Origin of the sequence: Kribbella sp. NPDC050281 (assembly GCF_040655855.1) — a bacterium.
Lineage (GTDB): Bacteria > Actinomycetota > Actinomycetes > Propionibacteriales > Kribbellaceae > Kribbella.
The window spans coordinates 48,008-66,980 of sequence record NZ_JBFAKS010000037.1; the positions used below are offsets into that span (position 1 = coordinate 48,008).

Annotated in this window: 18 protein-coding genes; 11 read left to right on the forward strand and 7 right to left on the reverse strand. The window is 68.0% G+C overall.

Translation table 11 applies throughout. The features are described from left to right. Positions 1-63 precede the first annotated feature (63 nt). The 7 genes from AB0I34_RS32580 to AB0I34_RS32610 all read left to right on the forward strand — a co-directional run bounded on the left by AB0I34_RS32580 (position 64) and on the right by AB0I34_RS32610 (position 7,246). Complete coding sequence (locus tag AB0I34_RS32580) at positions 64-1,404, forward strand: extracellular solute-binding protein (protein ID WP_360452532.1); 1,341 nt, start codon at positions 64-66, stop codon at positions 1,402-1,404. After that, positions 1,401-2,336 carry a sugar ABC transporter permease gene (locus AB0I34_RS32585; protein ID WP_360452534.1) on the forward strand — a complete coding sequence of 312 codons (936 nt, stop codon included), beginning with the start codon at positions 1,401-1,403 and terminating at the stop codon, positions 2,334-2,336. Before AB0I34_RS32580 ends, AB0I34_RS32585 begins: the two co-directional genes overlap by 4 nt. Continuing rightward, on the forward strand, positions 2,333-3,145 hold the full coding sequence (locus AB0I34_RS32590) for a carbohydrate ABC transporter permease (RefSeq protein ID WP_360452536.1): 813 nt from the start codon (positions 2,333-2,335) through the stop codon (positions 3,143-3,145). The genes AB0I34_RS32585 and AB0I34_RS32590 overlap by 4 nt, the downstream gene beginning before the upstream one ends. A gap of 1 nt (position 3,146) precedes the next feature. Next, positions 3,147-3,926 carry a 6-phosphogluconolactonase gene (locus tag AB0I34_RS32595; protein ID WP_360452537.1) on the forward strand — a complete coding sequence of 260 codons (780 nt, stop codon included), beginning with the start codon at positions 3,147-3,149 and terminating at the stop codon, positions 3,924-3,926. A gap of 3 nt (positions 3,927-3,929) precedes the next feature. Continuing rightward, a complete protein-coding gene (locus AB0I34_RS32600) occupies positions 3,930-5,231 on the forward strand; it encodes a glycoside hydrolase (RefSeq protein WP_360452539.1) in 1,302 nt (433 codons plus the stop codon). Then, a complete protein-coding gene (locus tag AB0I34_RS32605; protein ID WP_360452541.1) occupies positions 5,228-6,196 on the forward strand; it encodes a hypothetical protein in 969 nt (322 codons plus the stop codon). The genes AB0I34_RS32600 and AB0I34_RS32605 overlap by 4 nt, the downstream gene beginning before the upstream one ends. Before the next feature lie 75 nt (positions 6,197-6,271). Beyond that, positions 6,272-7,246: an aldo/keto reductase gene (locus tag AB0I34_RS32610; RefSeq protein WP_360452543.1), complete on the forward strand. Its 975-nt coding sequence runs from the start codon at positions 6,272-6,274 to the stop codon at positions 7,244-7,246. Between the two features lie 346 nt (positions 7,247-7,592). Here the strand turns inward: AB0I34_RS32610 and AB0I34_RS32615 are convergent, their stop codons facing one another. Beyond that, positions 7,593-8,480 (reverse strand): LysR family transcriptional regulator, encoded by an 888-nt coding sequence (locus AB0I34_RS32615; RefSeq protein WP_360452545.1) that lies wholly within the window; start codon positions 8,478-8,480, stop codon positions 7,593-7,595. Between the two features lie 108 nt (positions 8,481-8,588). On the opposite strand from AB0I34_RS32615, the gene AB0I34_RS32620 reads away from it, so the two are divergent. Further along, positions 8,589-9,005 carry a hypothetical protein gene (locus AB0I34_RS32620; protein WP_360452547.1) on the forward strand — a complete coding sequence of 139 codons (417 nt, stop codon included), beginning with the start codon at positions 8,589-8,591 and terminating at the stop codon, positions 9,003-9,005. 5 nt (positions 9,006-9,010) lie between these two features. Here the strand turns inward: AB0I34_RS32620 and AB0I34_RS32625 are convergent, their stop codons facing one another. Together AB0I34_RS32625 and AB0I34_RS32630 are read right to left on the reverse strand one after the other, a co-directional pair. After that, on the reverse strand, positions 9,011-9,832 hold the full coding sequence (locus AB0I34_RS32625; protein ID WP_360452549.1) for an alpha/beta hydrolase: 822 nt from the start codon (positions 9,830-9,832) through the stop codon (positions 9,011-9,013). 38 nt (positions 9,833-9,870) lie between these two features. Beyond that, positions 9,871-12,822: a BTAD domain-containing putative transcriptional regulator gene (locus tag AB0I34_RS32630; protein WP_360452551.1), complete on the reverse strand. Its 2,952-nt coding sequence runs from the start codon at positions 12,820-12,822 to the stop codon at positions 9,871-9,873. 17 nt (positions 12,823-12,839) lie between these two features. Here AB0I34_RS32630 and AB0I34_RS32635 point away from each other — a divergent pair, with 17 nt between their 5' ends. Together AB0I34_RS32635 and AB0I34_RS32640 are read left to right on the forward strand one after the other, a co-directional pair. Further along, on the forward strand, positions 12,840-13,412 hold the full coding sequence (locus AB0I34_RS32635; RefSeq protein ID WP_360452553.1) for a GNAT family protein: 573 nt from the start codon (positions 12,840-12,842) through the stop codon (positions 13,410-13,412). Positions 13,413-13,487: 75 nt separating this feature from the next. Then, positions 13,488-14,261, forward strand: coding sequence for a L,D-transpeptidase (locus tag AB0I34_RS32640; protein ID WP_360452555.1), 774 nt, complete (start codon positions 13,488-13,490; stop codon positions 14,259-14,261). Here the strand turns inward: AB0I34_RS32640 and AB0I34_RS32645 are convergent. Next, a complete protein-coding gene (locus AB0I34_RS32645) occupies positions 14,258-14,893 on the reverse strand; it encodes an HD domain-containing protein (protein ID WP_360452557.1) in 636 nt (211 codons plus the stop codon). The two genes, AB0I34_RS32640 and AB0I34_RS32645, sit on opposite strands and share 4 nt — an antisense overlap. A 100-nt stretch (positions 14,894-14,993) precedes the next feature. Between AB0I34_RS32645 and AB0I34_RS32650 the strand changes: the two genes are divergently transcribed. Next, complete coding sequence (locus AB0I34_RS32650; protein ID WP_360452559.1) at positions 14,994-15,920, forward strand: helix-turn-helix domain-containing protein; 927 nt, start codon at positions 14,994-14,996, stop codon at positions 15,918-15,920. Here AB0I34_RS32650 and AB0I34_RS32655 read toward each other — a convergent pair. Genes AB0I34_RS32655 through AB0I34_RS32665 form a run of 3 tightly spaced genes read right to left on the reverse strand, consistent with a single transcriptional unit; the run spans position 15,903 to position 18,959 of the window. Further along, positions 15,903-16,784 (reverse strand): nuclear transport factor 2 family protein, encoded by an 882-nt coding sequence (locus AB0I34_RS32655; protein ID WP_360452562.1) that lies wholly within the window; start codon positions 16,782-16,784, stop codon positions 15,903-15,905. The genes AB0I34_RS32650 and AB0I34_RS32655 overlap by 18 nt on opposite strands. A gap of 12 nt (positions 16,785-16,796) precedes the next feature. Further along, entirely contained in the window at positions 16,797-18,173 is a 1,377-nt protein-coding gene (locus AB0I34_RS32660; protein ID WP_360452564.1) for an amidase, read from the reverse strand. 9 nt (positions 18,174-18,182) lie between these two features. Beyond that, complete coding sequence (locus AB0I34_RS32665; protein ID WP_360452566.1) at positions 18,183-18,959, reverse strand: SDR family oxidoreductase; 777 nt, start codon at positions 18,957-18,959, stop codon at positions 18,183-18,185. Positions 18,960-18,973 lie beyond the last annotated feature (14 nt).

Sequence of the window (18,973 nt, forward strand, 5' to 3'; positions counted from 1 at the left end):
GGCATAACTGGTTTCAGAGTCGTAGGGTGGCCGGAAGTCACGGGAACGGACGAAGGAGTCACGATGGTCACCAGGCGGACCGTGTTGAAGTCGGGAGCCGCACTCGGCCTGTTCACGCTGGCTGGTTGCGCGCCGCAGGGCACCAAGGCGAGCAGCGCGCCGTCCACGCCTGCCAAGTCGATCGATGTCGCCAAGGCCGGCACGGTGACGCTGTCGATGCTGGACTTCTGGGGCGGTGATTCCGCCAAGTGGGTGGGCAACGCGGTGAAGGCGTACCAGCAGAAGTACCCGAACGTGACGATCAAGCGCACGTCCGTCGACTGGGGTCAGCTGACCCAGACGGCCAACCTGCGGTTGAAGGAGAAGAACCCGCCGGACATCATCACGGTCAACAACGGGTGGCAGTCCCTGGGCACGCTGTCCAAGGCCGGGCTCGTCCTCAACCTGGACGGCTACTCGAAGTCGTTCGGTTGGGACAGATTTCCGAGCACGATCCTGCGTCAGACCCAGTTCACGGCTGACGGCACTGAGATGGGCTCTGGATCGCTGTTCGCCACGCCGGTCGCCAGCTCGTCGCTGATCGGCCTCTACTACAACAAGGCAGTCCTGGAGCGCGTGGGAGCCACGGTGCCCACCGACCTCGCGTCGTTCGAGGACGCCTGTACGAAGGCCAAGGCCGCGGGCGTTGTGCCGATCGGCTACGGGTCCCAGGACAAGGGGTCCTCAACGGCGATCCTGCTGGCCCTGCAGGACTTGTTCGGCGATCAGAAGAAGATCAACGACTTCGTCTACTCGACCGGGTCGGTGAAGGCCGACGAGATCGGCCTGAAGGACGCGGCTGAGCGGCTGAAGTCGTACCAGGACAAGGGCTGGCTCACGCCGAACCATGCCGGCATCCAGTTCGCCGACGCCGGCGACGCCTTCCTCAAGGGGAAGTCCGCGTTCCGCTTCGAGTACACCGGGACCTTGGCCTTCCAGGGCGCCCAGAAGCAGGAGTACGGCTACGTGCAACTCCCGCAGGTCACGGGCGGGAAGGTCGTCGGTACGGGCGCGTCCACCGCTGTCGCGCTCGGCTCGAAGTGCAAGAACCCGGATGTCGCCGCCTCGTTCCTCGACTTCCTCGCCGGCCCGCAGGCCGCGCAGTACGTCGTCGAGAACGGTTTCCTGCCGCTCCTGAACGACGTCAAGGCACCGGCGGACAACCCCGAGTTCGGTACGGAGATCACCGGTCAGCGGTCGCTGGACAAGGACAACGGGTACGTCCCGTACTTCGACTGGTCCACACCCTCGATGCTCGACACCCTCGGTGGACAGGTCCAGCAGTTGCTGGCCGGCCGGAGTACACCCGACGCACTGGTGAAGGCGGTTCAGGCCGACTACGACAAGTTCCAGAACGCCCGATGACTGTTCAGACTTCGCGTCTGAGCGTCCGGGCCAGGCCAAGGACGCGAACCACCGTCTCGAGACAGACCCGCAAGCGGCGCTGGATCGGGCTGCTCTTCCTGTCTCCCGCCCTCCTGCTGTACGGCGCGATCGTCCTCGTGCCGTTGATCCAGACGGTGAACTACTCCTTCTACAAATGGGACGGAGTCAGCGAGCCGACCTGGATGGGACTGCAGAACTACCTGGAGTTCGGACGCGACCCGCGGATGTACGCCGCCTTCGGGCACGTGCTGGTGCTCATCGTCATGTTCGGTCTGATCCCGCTCGGCCTCGGGCTGATCAGTGCCGCCCTGCTCAGCCGGGCGAAGATCCGCGGCGAGGGCATCTACCGCTGGTTCCTCTTTCTCCCGCAGGTGTTGACGAGTGTCGTCGTGGCGATCATCTGGAAGCGCATCTACGCGCCGGATGGCCCGCTGAACACGGTGTTGCGCTGGGTCGGCCTGGGGCAGCTCACCCGCAACTGGCTGGGCGATTTCACCTGGGCCCTTCCGTCGCTCGGCATGATCGGGGTCTGGGGCGGCTTCGGATTCACCATGGTGCTGTTCCTGGCCGGCATTCTCGCCATTCCGGACGAGCTCTACGAGGCCGCACGGTTGGACGGATCGACACGGTGGCAGGAGTTCTGGCTCATCACGCTCCCCAGCCTCCGCGGACAAATGGCCATCGCACTGACCCTGACCATCACGGGTGCGCTGCGGACCTTCGACATGGTCTACATCACGACACAGGGCGGCCCCGGGGACGCGACGACCACTCCGGCGCTGCTCCTGTACCAGTTGGCGTTCGTCAATCCTGATGTGGGCAAGGCGTCGGCCACTGGCGTCGTACTCGCCCTTCTGTGCCTCGGGATCGCGGTCGGCATCACGCGGATGATGGAGAACAAGGACCGATGATCTCCAGGTACGAACGTCTCTCGAACTACGTGATTGTCATCGTGCTGACAGTCGCGGTGCTCTTCCCGGTCGCCTGGTTCGTGCTGACCTCCGTCAGCCCCAACACCTCCGGTGCACTTGACCTGTCCAGGATCTCGTTGAGCAACTTCAGCGCGGCCTGGCGGGACGGGAACCTCGCGCACTCGATGTACGCGTCTCTCGTCATCACGGTGTCGGCTGTCATCGGACAGGCCCTGCTCGCAATCCTTTCCGGCTATGCGTTCGGCGTCCTCGGGGTGGTCGGCGAGCGGTTCCTGTTCCCGGTCATTCTGCTGGGGATGATGGTCTCGACCGAAGTGATCGTGATCCCGCTGTACTACGAGTTCCAGCGCGTCGGTCTGACCAACTCCTGGCTGGGACTGGTCATCATCCAGCTCGGGATGGGTGTTCCGTTCGGGACCTACTGGATGCGGGCCACCTTCAGGGCGCTGCCTCGCTCGGTGATGGACTCGGCGGCCGTCGACGGCGCGGGCGTGTGGAGCACCTTGTGGCGGATCCTCGTCCCGATGGCTCGGCCCGCGGTCCTGACCCTGGTGATCTTGTCGTTCATGTGGACGTGGAACGACTTCTTCCTGTCGCTGATCTTCCTCGGCGACCCCGAGAAGCAGACCGCGACCGTTGCCCTGGGCGCCTTTCAGGGACGGCATGTCCTGCAGGTGAACCTGATGGCGGCCGGCTCGCTGATCGTCTCGTTGCCGGTCGTGGCTCTGTACCTGTTCTTCCAGCGTGAGTTCATCAGCGGCGTCATGGCCGGCGCGGTCAAGGAGTGACGTGGCGACACCTATCACCGTGATGCCCTCGGCCGCCGAGATCGGCGAGGTCGTCGCGCAGCAGATTCTCGACGGCCTCGCTGCGACGGATCGGTACGTCGTCGGCTTTCCTGCCGGTCGTAGTGCGACTCCGGTGGCTGCTGCCTTGGATCGGCTCGCACATCAGAGCGGAGTCCGTGTCGACAATCTGCGGATCGTGATGATGGACGAGTACGTCACGGGACAATCCGGAGAGTGGAAGCTCCTCTCTCCGCTCACACCGCACAGTTGCATCGGATGGGCCCGGCGGAATCTCCTGGATCCTCTCGGCGACCTTGGCCTACGATCGACCAGCCTCATCGCCCCCGACCCCAACGAGCCCGCTGCCTTCGAGAAGGAACTCATCGATGGAGGCGGCATCGACCTGTTCCTGCTGGCCAGCGGCCAGGGTGACGGTCACGTCGCTCTGAACGGGCCGGGTACGCCGCGGAACGCACCCACCCGCGTTGTCGAGTTGCCGGAGTCGACCCGCAGGGACAACGTGTCCACCTTCCCGAGTCTGCGGTCGCTCGACGACGTACCGGCGTACGGCGTCACGATCGGTACGGCGGAACTCGCGGCGCTCTCGCGGTCGGTGGTGATGCTCCTGTGGGGACCGAACAAGGCGTACGCCTTCGACCGGATCCGCCGGGCCGACAGCTACGACCCGGAGTGGCCGGCGACCATCGTGCACGACTGCCACAACGCCCGCATCTACGCAGATGAACAAGCCGCACAGTCAGAACGAGAAGGGGTCTCATAGGACATGGCTCGAATCAAGATGGCCTACATCGGCGGAGGATCCTCCAGAGCGGCCGGCACTATGGCCTCGTTCTTGTGGCACGGGCCGGAGTTCGCGGGATCCGAGGTCGTGCTGATCGACAAGGACCCGGAGCGCCTGGAGACCGTCCTCAGGATTGCCGAGAAACTCGCGGCGGAAGGCGGTGACGGGATCACCGTCACGGCGACCACTGACCAGCGCGCTGGACTGGCCGATGTCGACGCGGTGCTGACCAGCTACCGGCCCGGGAACTTCGCCGCCCGCGCGCTCGACGAACGCATCCCGATCAAGCACGGCGTCATCGGTCAGGAGACGCAGGGCCCTGGTGGATTCTTCATGGCGCTGCGCTCCATCAACGACATGCGCACCATCACCGATGACCTGCAGGCAGTTGCCCCGGACGCGGTGATCTTCAACTACACCAACCCGGTCAACATCGTTTCCCAGGCAGTCGCCGACCACACGCCCGTACCTATCTACTCGATGTGCGAGGGGCCGATCGTGTTCCCGCCCGTCGTCCTCAGGGCCGCCGGACTCGACCCCGAGCGAGCCAAGGTCACCATGGCCGGCGTGAACCACAACTGCTGGAGCTACGAACACCTGTACGACGGGGAAGACGTCATGCCACTGCTCGACGCGGCGTGGGAACGGCGCAAGGACGACCCGGCCCTCGATGCGAACTCCAAGCGGGCACTGCACCTGGCCGTGGTCATGCGGTCCATTCCGTCGGACTACTTCAACTACTACTACTTCCGGAACGAGGTGTTCAGGGATCAGCAGGCCGCGCCGCGGACTCGGTCGGAGGTGATCATGGATGCGGTTCCCGGGTACTGGGATCACTACCGCGAACAGGCTGAGGCCAGCCATCCCCACCTCGACCCGGCCCGGTCGCGAGGCGGGATCCACGAACTCGAACTGGCCATCGACGTGATGAGTGCCTACTACAACGACACGGGCGCGCGTCTGCCCGTCAACCTTCCGAATGTCGACAATGCACTGCCGGGCTTCGACGCGGAGACCGTGGTCGAGGTCTACTGCACTGTGGATCGGAAGGGTTGCCACATCGAGCCGCAGCAGCCGCTGCCACTCGCCGTCCGCGGCATCACGCGTCAACTCGCCGACTACCAGATGCTGGCGGCCAAGGCTGCCTGGGAAGGCACCCGGGCCGATGCGATCCGTGCGCTGGTCGCGAACCCGCTGGTTCCCGACCTGGCCATCGCCGAGAACCTGTACGACGAGATGGCCGCGGCGCATGCGGCGTACCTGCCGGAAAGACTTCTTCAGTGAAGGACGTCTTTCTCGCGGTCGACGCCGGGAACACCAAGACCTGGGCGGGGTTGACGACGGCCGATGGTGACCTCGTCGGCCTGGCCCGTGGCGGCGTCGGCGACATCTACGCGCCGGCCGGGGCTGAGGCGGCGAAGGCTGTCGTCCTCGGCCTGGTCGGCGACGTCCTCGAGTCGGCGGGACTCCGGGCATCCGACATCAAGCACGCGGCGTTTCGCTTGGCAGGTGTCGATTGGCCGGGTGACGCACGATTCTGGAGTGCGACTCTAGAGCCACGCTTTAGCGACCTGAGCATCAAGAACGACGGGTTCGCCCTCATCCGGTGTGGGCGGCTCGATGGGCAGGGGATCTCCGTCGTACTGGGTACTGGGGCCGCGCTGGCGGGCAGAGGTCCGGTGAAGGAGTGGGCCCTGTCGTGGTGGCTGCAGCATCCGCTCGGCGGGGCAGGCCTGGTCGGCGAGGCGTTGCGCGCTGTGTATCTGTCGGAGCTCGGGCTGGGCGAGTCGACGAAGCTCACCGCCGTACTGCCTGCGTTGTTCGGTGTGTCGACGCCGGAGGAGATGCTCGAGCTGACCACCAAGCGGGAGAACACCTTCAACTTCGCGACGTTGGCGGCGCATGCTCCGTCGGTCTTGGCGCTGATCGACGACGACCCTGTGGTGGCTGGGCTGGTGGATACGCAGGCGTCGCGCCTCGCCGACTACATCGACAGTCTGGCCCGCAACTGTGGACTCACTGAGCCCGTGACTGTCGTTGCCGGCGGCGGCCTCCTCCGGGAGCCGGGTGCGCCCGTCTTCGCGGCGCTCCGTCGTACCTGCGAAGATCGCGAGCTCAACCTCGACCTTCAGCACACCCAGGACCCCGCGCTCGTGGGCGCACTTCTGGACGCGTTGGCTGAAGGCGGGGCGCAGCCGACCGACGCGGTGAGGAGCAGGTTGTCGGAGGCGGCGCGCGCCCACGAGTGACTCAGAAGCCCTGGTGATGGGACTGAGCTGATTCTCTTGTTGGAAGTCTTAGCGGGCGCGCGGGAGGGTGGAGGTATGGACTTTACTCAGCTTGGACGTACGGGACTGAACGTCAGTCGAATCGTGTTGGGGACCATGAACTTCGGGCCTCACACCGAGGTGGCGGATGCGCACGCGATCATGGACGCGGCGCATGAGAAGGGGATCAACTTCTTCGACACCGCCAACGGGTACGGGCGGGCGATCTACCCGGGGCGGACCGAAGAGATCATCGGTGAGTGGTTCGCCAAGGACCCGGGGAACCGGCACAAGACGGTGCTGGCGACCAAGGTCTACGGAGACATGGGCGACGGGTGGCCCAACGAGGGGAAGCTGTCGGCGCTGAACATCCGGCGTGCGCTGGACGCGTCGCTGAAGCGGCTGCAGACCGACTACGTGGATCTGTACCAGTTCCACCACGTGGACCGGAACACGCCGTGGGACGAGATCTGGCAGGCGATCGAGGTCGCTATCCAGCAGGGCAAGATCCTGTACGCCGGATCCTCCAACTTCGCGGGATGGCACATCGCGCAGGCTCAGGAAGCGGCGGCGCGGCGCAACTACATCGGCCTGGTCAGCGAGCAGTCGATCTACAACCTGCTCGTGCGTGACGTCGAGCGCGAGGTGCTGCCGGCGGCGCAGGAGTACGGCCTCGGCGTGATCCCGTGGTCGCCGCTGCAGGGCGGTCTGCTCGGCGGCGTCATCCGCAAGGAGAACGAGGGCGTACGTCGTCTCGAGGGTCGCGCCAAGGAGACCCTGGAGAGGCTGCGGCCGCAGATCGAGCAGTACGAGGCCTTCGCTGACGAGCTCGGCCACGCGCCGGGCGAGGTCGCACTCGCCTGGCTGCTGCACCAGCCCGCCGTGACCGGCCCGATCGTCGGACCGCGCACGATGGAGCAGCTCGAGTCCGCCGTACGCGCCGTCGACGTCAAACTCGACGAGAAGGCGCTGGCCCGCCTCGACGAAATCTTCCCGGGCTACAAAACCGCCCCCGAAGACTACGCCTGGTAACACCTCGCACCCGGCCTGCCACGGGTGCGGCGGCGCTGCGGCGAGGTGATCTCGTGGGCAGACCCACGAACCAGTCGGCCGCCGTACCCCAGGGTGCGGCGGCCGTCCGCGGACGGCGTCTGATGGGTTGACCCAGCAGATTGTGGGTTCACCCACGGCAGGCGACTGGCCAACCCACAGCCTCGTAGGTCAGCCCACCAGTGGGGAGCCGTCTCGCGGGTCAGCCCACCAGCCGGGAGCCGTCTCGTGGGTCAGCCCACCAGCCGGGGAGCCGTCTCGTGGGTCAGCCCACCAGCGGGGAGCCGGGGTGGCGCGGAGACGGGGCGGGCGGTACGGCGGTGGGTGGTTAGTGGTGGACGGCTGTGGTGGGGAGCATGCCTATGAGGGCGTCGGCGGCCAGGGAGGCGGCGGGGCTGGTGGGCATGGCTACTGAGACTTGCCAATCGGAGGCGCTGCCGGGGGTGAGGGGGACGGTGATGTGGTCGCCTCGTTTGGCGGCGATGCGTTCGGGGACCAGGGCTACCCCGAGGTTGTGGGCGACCAGGGCGAGGAGGGTGTGTACGTCGTTCACCTCGATGGTCACGGGGTGCGCGACGCCGGCGCCGGCGAAGGCGCGATCGGAGATGGCGCGGGCTCCCCAGGTCGGGTCGAAGTCGACGAACGACTCCCCCACCAGATCGTCCAGGGACACCGCGGTCGCCGGAGCCAGGCGGTGGTCGGGGGCGCAGACGAGGACCATCGACTCGGTCGACAGCGGGCGGAGGTCGAGGCCGTCGACCGGGTCGCCGGCGGTGGCGACGAACGCGATGTCGAGCCGGCCGGAGGCGAGTTCGTCGAGCATCGGGGTGGAGCCGGCCTGGCGGACCTCGATCTCGACGCCCGGGTACGCGGAGCGGAACTTGGCCAGCAGGGCCGGTACGTCGACCACCCCGAGGCACTGCTCGAGCCCAACAGTCAGGTGACCGCGGAGCAGCCCCTGGACCGCGGCGACCGCGTCCTTGGCGGCCTCGGCGGCAGCGAGCGTCCGGCGGCCTTCGCACAGGAGGGCACGCCCGGCCTCGGTGAGCTCGACGCTGCGGGTGTTGCGGAGGAAGAGCGGAGCGCGAAGCTCCCGCTCGAGCGCACGGATGGAGGCGGACAGGCCGGACTGCGAGATCGACATCGCCTCGGCCGCGCGGGTGAAGTGCTTCTGCTCGGCCACCGCCACGAAGTGTTCCAAGTGCCTCAGCTCCATGACTCAGAAGTCTAGTCGATCGAACCAACGCGATTCACCTGTCCCAACTCTCAGGACAGCGAGCGGGTGGGATCGAAGCGCACAGACCGGGGTCGATAGGGTGTGGCTATGGCGGATGAGGAGTTTCGGGTTGAGGTCGTGCTCGGTAGCGAGGAGCACGGGTTGACGATGTGGGAGCGGTTCCGGGCGCACGATCTGGACGACGACGCGCGGAAGCGGCTCGGGAGTCAGGTGACGGTGACTCGCGACGGGAACCGGATGCTGCTGTACACGCACACGCTCGAGGACGCCCAGGAGGCGGAGCGGACCGCCAAGGATGTCGTTGCCCACGACAACCTCATCGCCGAGTACACGGTGACCCGGTGGAATCCGGCCGAGCAGGACTGGACCGACCCGAGCGTCCCGGTCGGCGAGCACGACGCGACCACTGACGCCGCGAAGAACAAGGGCATGGAGGTGCCGGATCCCCGGTACGTCGTGATGCAGGCCTACAAGCCGGAGTTCCTCCGCGACCTCGGCCTGTAGACGCGCTACGCGGTGCCGTGCCCGAGCCAGGCGAGTAGTCGCATTTCCGGCTCGTCACGAGGACCGAGGTGGCCGCCGTCGACCGTGATCAGTTCGGCGGCGGGCAACCGCCGTACCAGCCACTGACCGTGTGCGGCGGGCACTGACGTGTCGTCGCGCGCCACCATGATCCGCGTCGGGACCTCAACGGCCGAGAGCGCGAACCCCCATTCGCCGACCAGGCTCAGCAAGTCGTCGATGTAGCCCGACGATCCTTGCCGGCCGGCCTCGTACGCCGCTTCGATCCACATCGCGCGATCGCCGGCCGCGATACCAGGCATGCCCACGTCCACCCATTCGACGAACTCGCGCCAGCACGGCTGAAGCGCCGCCGCACCCTGCACAGCCAACCGCCACTCCTGCCGCTCGCCTTCCGCCATCCCGGCCGAGAAGTCGAGCCCGTCCGCCGCGAACGGCGCAAGCCCGCAAACGACGGCACACCGAACCACCCGCCCCGGCAGCAGCGCCGCCGCAGCCAACGCACCCGGACCGCCACCGGAAACCCCAGCGACCCCGAAGCGATCGAGCTCGTAGGCGTCGGCGATCGCACGGATGTCGTCCGCCACGTGCGCGGCCCGTCGGCCCGGCACCCGTGTCGACCGCCCGTACCCCGGCCGGTCATAGGTGAACACGCGCAAACCGCAACTCACGTACCCGTCATCGGGGTGCCGGAGGAACCGGCTCCCCGGCGTCCCGTGCAGCCAGAAGATCGAGGCACCCCCGGGATCTCCCCACACGCACGCCCCGAGCTTCCGACCGTCCGGAGTGATCACCGTCTGCTCGTCCATAGCGCCCCCATCCCCCTCCTCCGAGGGTAAGGCCGCGGCTACCGGGACGGCACGTACCCGGTCTCCTCACGCATCCGGGCGGCCGCGGCCCGATGCACCGCGGCCTCGTCGTCTCGTCCGAGATCGGTGCAACAGCGAGCCAGCAGGACCTGCGCGTGATACTCGCCGACGCGGTACTGCACTGCTTCGAGTTCGGCGAGGGCAGCGGTCGCGAGTTCGTGGGCTGTCGCCGTACGGCCGTCAAGATAGGTGCACTGGGCCAGGAGACAGTGGGTGTCGGCCAGCATCGTGTCGTAGCCGGACTTCATGGCGAGGGCGTCGGCCTGCTCGAAGAAGGTCCTCGCGGTGACGTGGTCGCCGGCCTCCAGATGACATTCGCCGACCACCATGCGGCTGAGCGATTCGTGGTACGCCGATCCGATGTCGAGGCTGTCCTGTACTGCGTCGGACGCGTACTGGAGTGCTTCCGAGTGCTTGTCCTGCCGGTTGCGGAGTGCCGCCATTGCAACCCGCCAGGCGATCACGTCACGGCGGTCGGCGCGCAGGGTCGCCGTCTGGAGGTCCGCGGCCGCCTTCTCGAGGTCGCCGAGCCTGCAGTAGGCACCCGCACGGTTGACGTAGGCGGCGAGCGTGTCGGGGTCGCCCTCCGCTGCCTTGATCTCGAGATATTCGGTCGTGCAGTCGATGGCATCGTGGAAGCGGCCCAGATGCTCGTGGTTCATCGACAGGTTGAGCAACGCCCTCGGCAGGAACCTGACCTCGCCCAGCCCGCGGAAGATCGCAATGCCGGCGGACAGCGCCTCTGTGGCATCGGTCAGTTGACCGCGATCGTTGTAGGCCAGCCCAAGGTTGCACAGGAGCGCGGCCTCACCCAGTTCGAAGCCGCCGGAGCGATACAGCTCGATCGCCTTCTTGACGTGCTCGACGGCGCCGCTCGCATCACCGGTGATCCGGTCCAGCACGCCGAGTGCGTGCTCGATCGCCCCCTCGCCGAGCCGGTTGCCGGCGGCGGAACCCGCGCCGAGACGCACCAGACGTCGCCAGGCGTCGATCAGGCTGTGCTCGTAGAGATACACGCGCAAGATGTCCGCGAGGAGCCAGGCGGCGTCCGGCGGTCCCAGGACCTGGGCCCGGGAGGCGACGGCCTCGATGTTGATCAGTTCGCTCTCGAGCCAGCCCGCCGCGTCGTCGACCGGACGGCGCTCGTACGACGTGACCGGCACGCGGACCGCGGTCGGGAACAACGTGTCGACGGCGCAGTCGGCCGTACCGATGTACCAGGCACACAAGGAGTTCCACGCGCCTGCGTCCGGCTCGGCGCGTTGGCCGGCGTACTGCTTGACGAGGTCGTGCATGACGTAGCGGTCGGCGCCGACCGGCTGGAGGAGGCTGGCTGATTCCAGCCGGCCGAGGACCTCGGCGTACCCGCGGCCGATGAGCGCCTGCGCCGCACCAGAGCCGAACTCCGGGCCAGGGAAGAGCGACAGCAGCCGGAAGCCGCGCTGGGTCGCGGGATCCAGGAGGTCGTACGACGTGGTGAAGGCGGTGCTGACCGCGGTGTCGTCGTCGATGGTGAGGACCGGCAGGGCGCCGGCGGCGCGCATGCGGTCGACGAGCGCCGAGACAGGTCCGCGCGACGCGACGGCACCGGCGATGCGGAGCGCGAGTGGCAGGCCGGCGCACATCGCGACGAGTTCGGCGATGTCGTTGTCGTACGGGCGACCGAGGAGCGAGGCGATCAGGGCGGCGCCGTCGTCGGGGGTCAGCGTGGCGACGCGCAGTCCGATCGCGCCGTCGAGGGCGACCAGGCTGTCCAGCGCATGACGGCTGGTGACGAGGACCGCGCTGCCGGCTGCACCGGGGAGGAACGGGCGGACCTGCGCGGCGTCGCGGGCGTCGTCGAGGACCAGGAGGACGCGGCGGCCGGCCAGGCGGGCGCGGAAAGCTGCTGCCCGAGCATCGAGATCGTCCGGGATCGCCGAGGGATCGAGGCCGGAGGACCGCAGGAGTTCGACCAGTACGTCGTCCGGCCGGCGCGGCTGGTCCGAGGCACCCCGCAGGCGGACGAACCACACGCCGTCGGGGAACGACGATGTCAGCTGATGCGCGGACCGGACCGCGAGAGCGGTCTTGCCGACCCCGGGCGTGCCGGTGAGGACGACGATCGGCACACCGTCGGTCTGCGCGGCGAGCCTCACGATCTGGCCGACGAGGTCGTCCCGGCCGACGAGAGTGCGGATGTCGAGCGGCAGATGGTTCTGCCGGACCCAATCCCCCGTTGGCCGCGGCTCCGGCTCGAGCGTCGAGGTCAGGATCGACTGCCGGAGTTCGCGCAGTTCGTCGCCCGGGTCGAGGCCGAACTGGTCCACGAGCCGGGCCGCGATCTCGTCGTACGCCGCCAATGCCTCGGCCTGCCGTCCGCAGCGGTAGAGCGCGATCATCAGCTGCGCGCTGAACCGTTCGCGCAGCGGTTCCCTGGCGCTCGATGCCCGCAGCTCGGGCAGGAGGTCGGTGTGGTCGCCCTGCGCCAACCGCGCGTCGTAGTACTGCTCGAGCGCGGTCAGCCGCTCCTCGACCAGTCCGACGGCGTAGTGGTGCTCGACCGCGAGCGGATCACCGCGCCACTGGTCCAGCGCTCGCCGGAGGTGCTCGACCTCCCGGGCCGGCTCCTCGGCGGCCTTGGCGAGATAGGAGCGGAAGGCAACGAGATCGGCGGCTTCGGCGGCCAGCAGGTATCCGCCGGCACGGGTCTGCAGGACGTCCGCGCCGACGATGGCGCGCAACCGGCGTACGTAGGTGTGGATCGAGGAGGTCGGATTCGCGGGCAAAGTCTCGTCGGCCCACAACCGGTCGATCAGCTCGCCGACCGGGACGACCCGATGCGGCCGCAATAGCAAGGTGGTGAGGAGCGTGCAGAGCCGCGGCGCAGGCGTCGGGACCGCGTGACCGTCAACGACGATCTCGAGCGGACCGAGGATGCGGAACTCCATCGGCCTAGTCTGTCAGTATGCGGATCGAGCTGGGGCCTGTGGATGAAGGCGATCTTGACCTGTTCCGGCGATTCGCGGTGGAGCCGTGGCTGATCGGGCTCGACTGGACCGGGTTCCGCGACGCCCAGGCGTCGGCACGACGGTACGCCGAGGACGGATTCCTCGGCGCGGACGACGGACGGCTGATGGTCCGCGCGGACGACGAGACCGCCGGGCTGGTGAGCTGGCGATCGGGGTCGTTCGAGGGCAGGACGAAGTACTGGGAGATCGGGATCGCTTTGTTGCCTGAGCACCGCGGTCGTGGGATCGGATGGCGAGCGCAGGCGATGCTGACCGACTACCTGTTCTTCCACACGCCGGTGATGCGCATCCAGGCGGCGACGCATCCGGAGAACGTGGCTGAGCAGAAGTCCTTGGAGAAGGCGGGTTTCCGGCTCGAGGGCGTGATCCGGGCGTGCGAGTTCAGGGCCGGAAAGTACCAGGACGGGTACTTGTACAGCAGGTTGCGGGACGACCCGGGACCGGTGGTCGACAACAGTTCGGTGACGGCCCCGGCACAACGTCCGGTCGGCGGCCCCTCTGCGGACTAGCCTCTCCGGCGTTGCGTTACCGCTTGGAGTGGCGTGGTTCTGCGACTCTGAACAGTGCTGAGGGAGAGGGGAATCATGTCGCGTCGACGTGGTCTGGTGGCCGGTGCGGTCGTTCTGTCGTTCGTACTCGCCGGGTGTTCCGACGTGGCCGCGAGCGAAACCAGCCCGTCCTCCGCCACCAGTACGTCCAGCACGCCGAGCACGAGCCCTTCCGCCACGCCGACGCCGACGCCGACGGTCAAGCCCACACCGAAGCCGAAGAAGGTGAAGCAGAAGCCGCAGTACTACGCGCTCCGGGTGGAGAAGCAGCTCGACAAGCTCGGGTACCCGGTGGGTGACGTCGACGGCGACATCACCGTGCGGGCCAAGCAGGCGCTGTGCGCGTGGCGTGAGACCCACGGTCTGCCGGTCAACCGCGCCGGCCTCAACCTGACCGACGCGTTTTCGGTGCTCAACGCAACCAAGGCCCCGGTGCCGACGCGTGCCCCCGGCATCTATGTGAACAAGACCTGCCAGGTGCTGTACCAGATCGTCGGGAAGGCCTACAAGCGGATCGTCTGGGTGTCGACCGGCGGCCCCGGCTACGAGACCCCGAACCGCACCGGCAAGGTCTGGCGCAAGTGGGCCGGCGCGCACGAGAGCAGCCTGTACGAGGACGCGTTCATGTACGACTCCCTCTACTTCCTGAAGGACCGTCCCGGCATCGCCCTGCACGGCTCCCGCGTGAACTCCCTGGTCAAGCCCTACCCCGCCAGCCACCGCTGCGTCCGGGTCCTCCGCCCCGAAATCCACCAGATCTTCGACGAAACCCCCATCGGCACCAAGGTCCAGGTCTACGGCGAGTACTAGCCTCCCCAACGCGAGGAGCTGGCCGCGAGCTCCAGGCTCGTCGGGGTGCCGTGGGCTCCTCGTTCCCGGACGAGTTCACCGGCGAGCGTGAAGCGGGCAGAGGCCGCTGCCGAACCGGCGGCGTGCCGGACGATCTCGTCGACCAGGACAGCGACCATGTTCATCCTCGGGTGGCGCCGGTGGATCGCTTCGCCTTGCGCGTCCGTCACGAAGTCGACGCCGATTCCGAAATCAGCGCCCACGCCTGCGCGGGTGAGATAGGCCAGCACCCCTCGTCGCTCGGCGATCCCCGGGGAGCAGTGCAGCGCTATCGCCTCCCAGACCGAGTCCGTCTCACGCGGGCCGTAGCCGTGTCCGGTCAGAAACTCGGCGGCAAGGTCGGCACCTTCGACTTCGAAGCGCTGCTTGCCCGGCGCCGACCGCGACGTACCGAGGTCGTGCAGAAGGCAGGCGTAGAAGAGGAGATCGGTGTCGAAGTCCTTGCCGGCCGTCAAACCTTCGTGCTCCGCGAGCAGGAAGGCGAACAAGTAGCTGCGGACGCTGTGATTGGCGACGGGCTCGCTCTCCAACGATCGGACGTACTCCACGGCCTCGCCGGCCACTGGTCCATCGGGTAGTGCAGGGATGCTCATGGTGCGACGGTAGGTGCGGGTTGGCCTCGGCCGTGAGTGGCACCGGTGACAAGTGCCGATAGGATCGTGCCATGCCTGATCAGGCCCGCATCATGTGGTCGTGCTGGTCCTCGACAACGTCCTCGCATTGGACCTCGGGATTCCCGTGCAGGTCTTCGGCAGTTGGCTGGATGGGCCGTACACGCTGACGGTGTGCGCCGAACGGCCAGGACTCGTTCCGGTGCACGGCAGCCCGGCGATCTCCGTCGAGCACGGGCTGGACAGCCTGAAGTCCGCCGGCACCGTCATCGTTCCTGGTCAGGCCGAGCCCGGCCCTCCCTCGGCCGAGGTCTGCCGCGCGCTGGCGGAATCGGCGGCTCGAGGTGCCCGGATGGTTTCCATCTGCAGCGGCGCGTTCGCCCTGGCCGCCGCCGGCCTGCTCGATGGACGACGTGCCACCACGCACTGGTGGCACGCGGCCGCTCTGGCCGAGCGGTACCCGCGGATCAAGGTGAAGCCCAAGGTGATGTACGTCGACGAGGGCGACGTACTCACCTCGGCCGGAGTCGCTGCGGGACTGGACCTCTGCCTGCATCTCATCCGCCGTGACCTCGGGGCCCGGGTGGCCAACCAACGCGCCCGCATGCTGGTCGCCGCACCTCATCGCACCGGCGGCCAGGCGCAGTACATCGATCTCCCCGTGCGGCCGGTCGGTGGGCTGACGGAGCTGTACGAGTGGGCACTGCTCAACCTGCATGAGCCACTCAACGTCGACCAGCTGGCGCGTCGGGCCGGCATGTCCCGGCGAACCCTCATCCGTCGCTTCAACACCGAGACCGGGCAGCCGCCGATGCGCTGGCTCCTCGAGGCCAGGCTCAGCCACGCGCGAGAACTCCTGGAGTCCACCGACCTCACGATGACAGCCGTGGCGAGACGTTGCGGCCTCGGCACACCGGCCAACTTCCGGACGCTGTTCAAGGAGCACGTCGGCGTCCCGCCGAGCACCTACCGCGACTCGTTCCGGCCGACACTAGGAATGTCTTGGTAGGCGTTCTACGTGCGGGCGAGGGGAGCCGTCGTAGAGGTTTGGGGGGAGGCCGGTGAGGAGTTCGGGGAGGTGGAAGGACTGGAAGAGGGTCAGGTCGAAGAAGGCGACGGCGTGGACGATGCCGGCCGCGGTGAGGGCCAGGACCTGGATCTGGAAGGCTCGGTGGACGTTGTCCTTCGGGTCTCGCATGTAGACGGCGAAGGCGGGTTGGTGGTTGGCCTGGATCGGGACCATCAACTGGTCGCCGGGGCCTTTCGCCGGGCAGTGGGTGGAGATCAGGCGGCCGATGTTGCGCGGCCCGCGGAACCATGACGTGAACGGCGGCATCTCCCAGACCGCGTCGTCGGCGAAGAACGTGACGATCGCAGGTACGTCGTACTGCTCGAACGCCTCGCGATAGCGGGCAAGCAAAGCGTCGTCGGTCACCGACGACATCGGAGCGCGGAGCTGCGGGAGCTCGACCGGGCCGAGCAGGTCGGTGACCTGGCTGAGCGGCCAGCCTTCCAGGTTGTGCAGCAGTTCGGCCGCTCGTTGGCGGGCGGGGAGGTGCTGGAGCGCGGCGACATAGCCGAGGTCGATCGGGTGGTGGTCGGCGAGGTCGCTCGGGATGGGTTCGAGCCAGAGGACTTCGGACCGTTGGTGCAGCTCGCCTTCCGGGTCGTCGCTCGCGGCGGCGAGATCGGTGGGGAGCGGGCGGCTACCCGCTCGGGTCAGGCACTCGCGGGTGGCGAGTTCGTACGATCCCCGCGCGGACTCGGCGGCCTCGACGGCCTCGGTGATGGAGGCGAGCATCCGGTAGCAGTGCGAGACCAGCCCGCGCTGCTGTGCGTCAGCGCCGGTTCTCGCTCCGCTGTAGCCGTCCATCAGACCCAGACCTCACTCCATGGGCCAGTTTCGCCGCTCGGTCTGCTGGCTGTCGAGGTATCCGGCCAGACCGAGCGCGGTCAGATCCTGATGATGCGGTACGGCGAGCTGCGCACCGATCGGCAGACCCGCGGCGGACCAGCCGACGTTCACCGTGGTCGCCGGGTGCGCTGACATGTTGTAGGGAACCGTGAACGCGATGTGTTCGAACGGCTTCGCCGGATCGTCGGTCGGGTACGCCAGCTCGGCCGGGAACGCCGTGATCGGAGCCACCGGCGACAAGATGACGTCGTACGACGTGAAGACCGCGGTGACCGTGGCCGCCATCGCACCCATCTGGCTGTACCCGTGGAAGACGTCGACTCCGGACAGGTCGGCGGCCGTCGACACCCAGGAGCGGATCTGCGGGAGGACCTTGGCGCGACGGTCCTCGGGCAGGGCGGCGATGTCCACGGCCGACCGGACCCGCCAGAAGCGGTCCAGGCCGTCGAGCATCTCGCGGGTGATGATCGGGCCGATCGGTTCGACGGTGGCGCCGGCCTTCTCGAGTACGGCGGCCGCCGCCGAGACCGCTGCGGTGACCTCGGGGTCGACGGGCAGTCCGAGACCGGCATCGAGCAGGAGCGCGACGCGAAGGCCGTCGGGGAGAGCGCTCTCTGTGGAGCTCTCCGGGGTCGAGGGGAACGATGTGTGGTCGCGCGGGTCGTACCCGGACATGACCGACAACGCCAACGCCGCGTCTCGCGCGGTACGTGTCAGCGGGCCGATCGCCCGGCCGGGGTACGGGTTGCCGACCGCGATCCGGCCGTGCGTGGGCTTGAGGCCGACGACGCCGCACCAGCCGGCGGGCAGGCGGATCGATCCGCCGATATCGGTGCCGACGTGGATCGGACCATAGCCCGCCGCCGCGGCCGCCGCGGCACCAGCGCTCGAACCGCCGGCCGTCTTCGACACATCCCACGGGTTGCGGGTCAGGTGATGGAAGGTGGAGACGCCGGACGAGAGCATCCCGTACTCCGGCATCGTCGTCTTGCTGAAGATGACCGCTCCCGCCGCCCGCAGGCGTGCTGCCGCCGGTGCGTCGTCCGTGGCCGGGATCAGCTCGGTCGCCGCCGTGCCTTGCGGGACCGGGGTGCCGCGGGTGGCGATGTTCTCCTTGACGGTGACCGGTACGCCGTCCAGCGGTCCGGCACTGCCGTCACGCCAGCGGCCCTCGGATTCCTGTGCCGCGGCGCGGGCGCCGTCCGGGTCGAGCGCGTACGTCGCGCAGATGCGCGGCTCGCGCTCCTCGACTCGTGCGAGCACGTCCTCGATCACCTCGACCGGTGAGAGCGCACCTTCGCGGTACTTCGACACCAGCTCGGTCGCAGTCAGGTCAGCGAGAGTCATACGTGCTCCTCAGTTCGGCGGGTCGAAGCGGCCATCGACTGCGGTCCAGCCGCCGTCCACGGCCAGGACGCTGCCGGTGACGAAGCTGGCGGCGTCGGAGGCGAGGTAGACGACCGCGCCGGCGAGTTCCTCCGGGCCGGCCCAGCGGCCGAGCGCTCCCTTCTGCGCGTAGGCGTCGTACCAGGCCTGGTTTGCCTTGATCTGGGCGGTGAGCGGTGTCTCGACGACGCCGGGGGCGATCGCATTCACTCGTACGCCGCGTGGACCGAGCTCGGCCGCTGCAGTCCTCAGCAGCTGGACGAGGCCGGCCTTGGTTGCCGCGTACACCGATTGGCCCGGCTCGACCGTCGTACCGCGGATCGAACTGAACCCGATGATGCTGCCGCTCCCCCGCTCCGCCATCTGCTTGCCGAAGGCACGCAGCAGCTGGAACGACGCCCGCAGGTTGAGCGCCACGACGCGGTCGAACTCCTCACCGGTGTAATCGAGGATCCGCTTCCGCACGTTGGTCGCCGCGGTGAAGACCAGCACATCCACATCCCCGAGCTCGACAACCGCCCGCGTGATCGCATCGTCGTCCAGCACATCCAGCTCGTAGGCCACGAGCTGGGGGCTGTTGCCTTGGGCTACGGTTTGTTCGGCGGCGGGGAGGTCGCGGTCGGCGCAGGTGACGCGGGCACCGTGGGCGGCGAGAGCGAGTGCGCTCTCCCGGCCGATCCCACTGCCGCTGCCGATGACGAGGACGTGCTTGCCGTCCAGGCGGAAGAGGTTCGCGTAGTCGGTCACGGGCGGGTTCACCT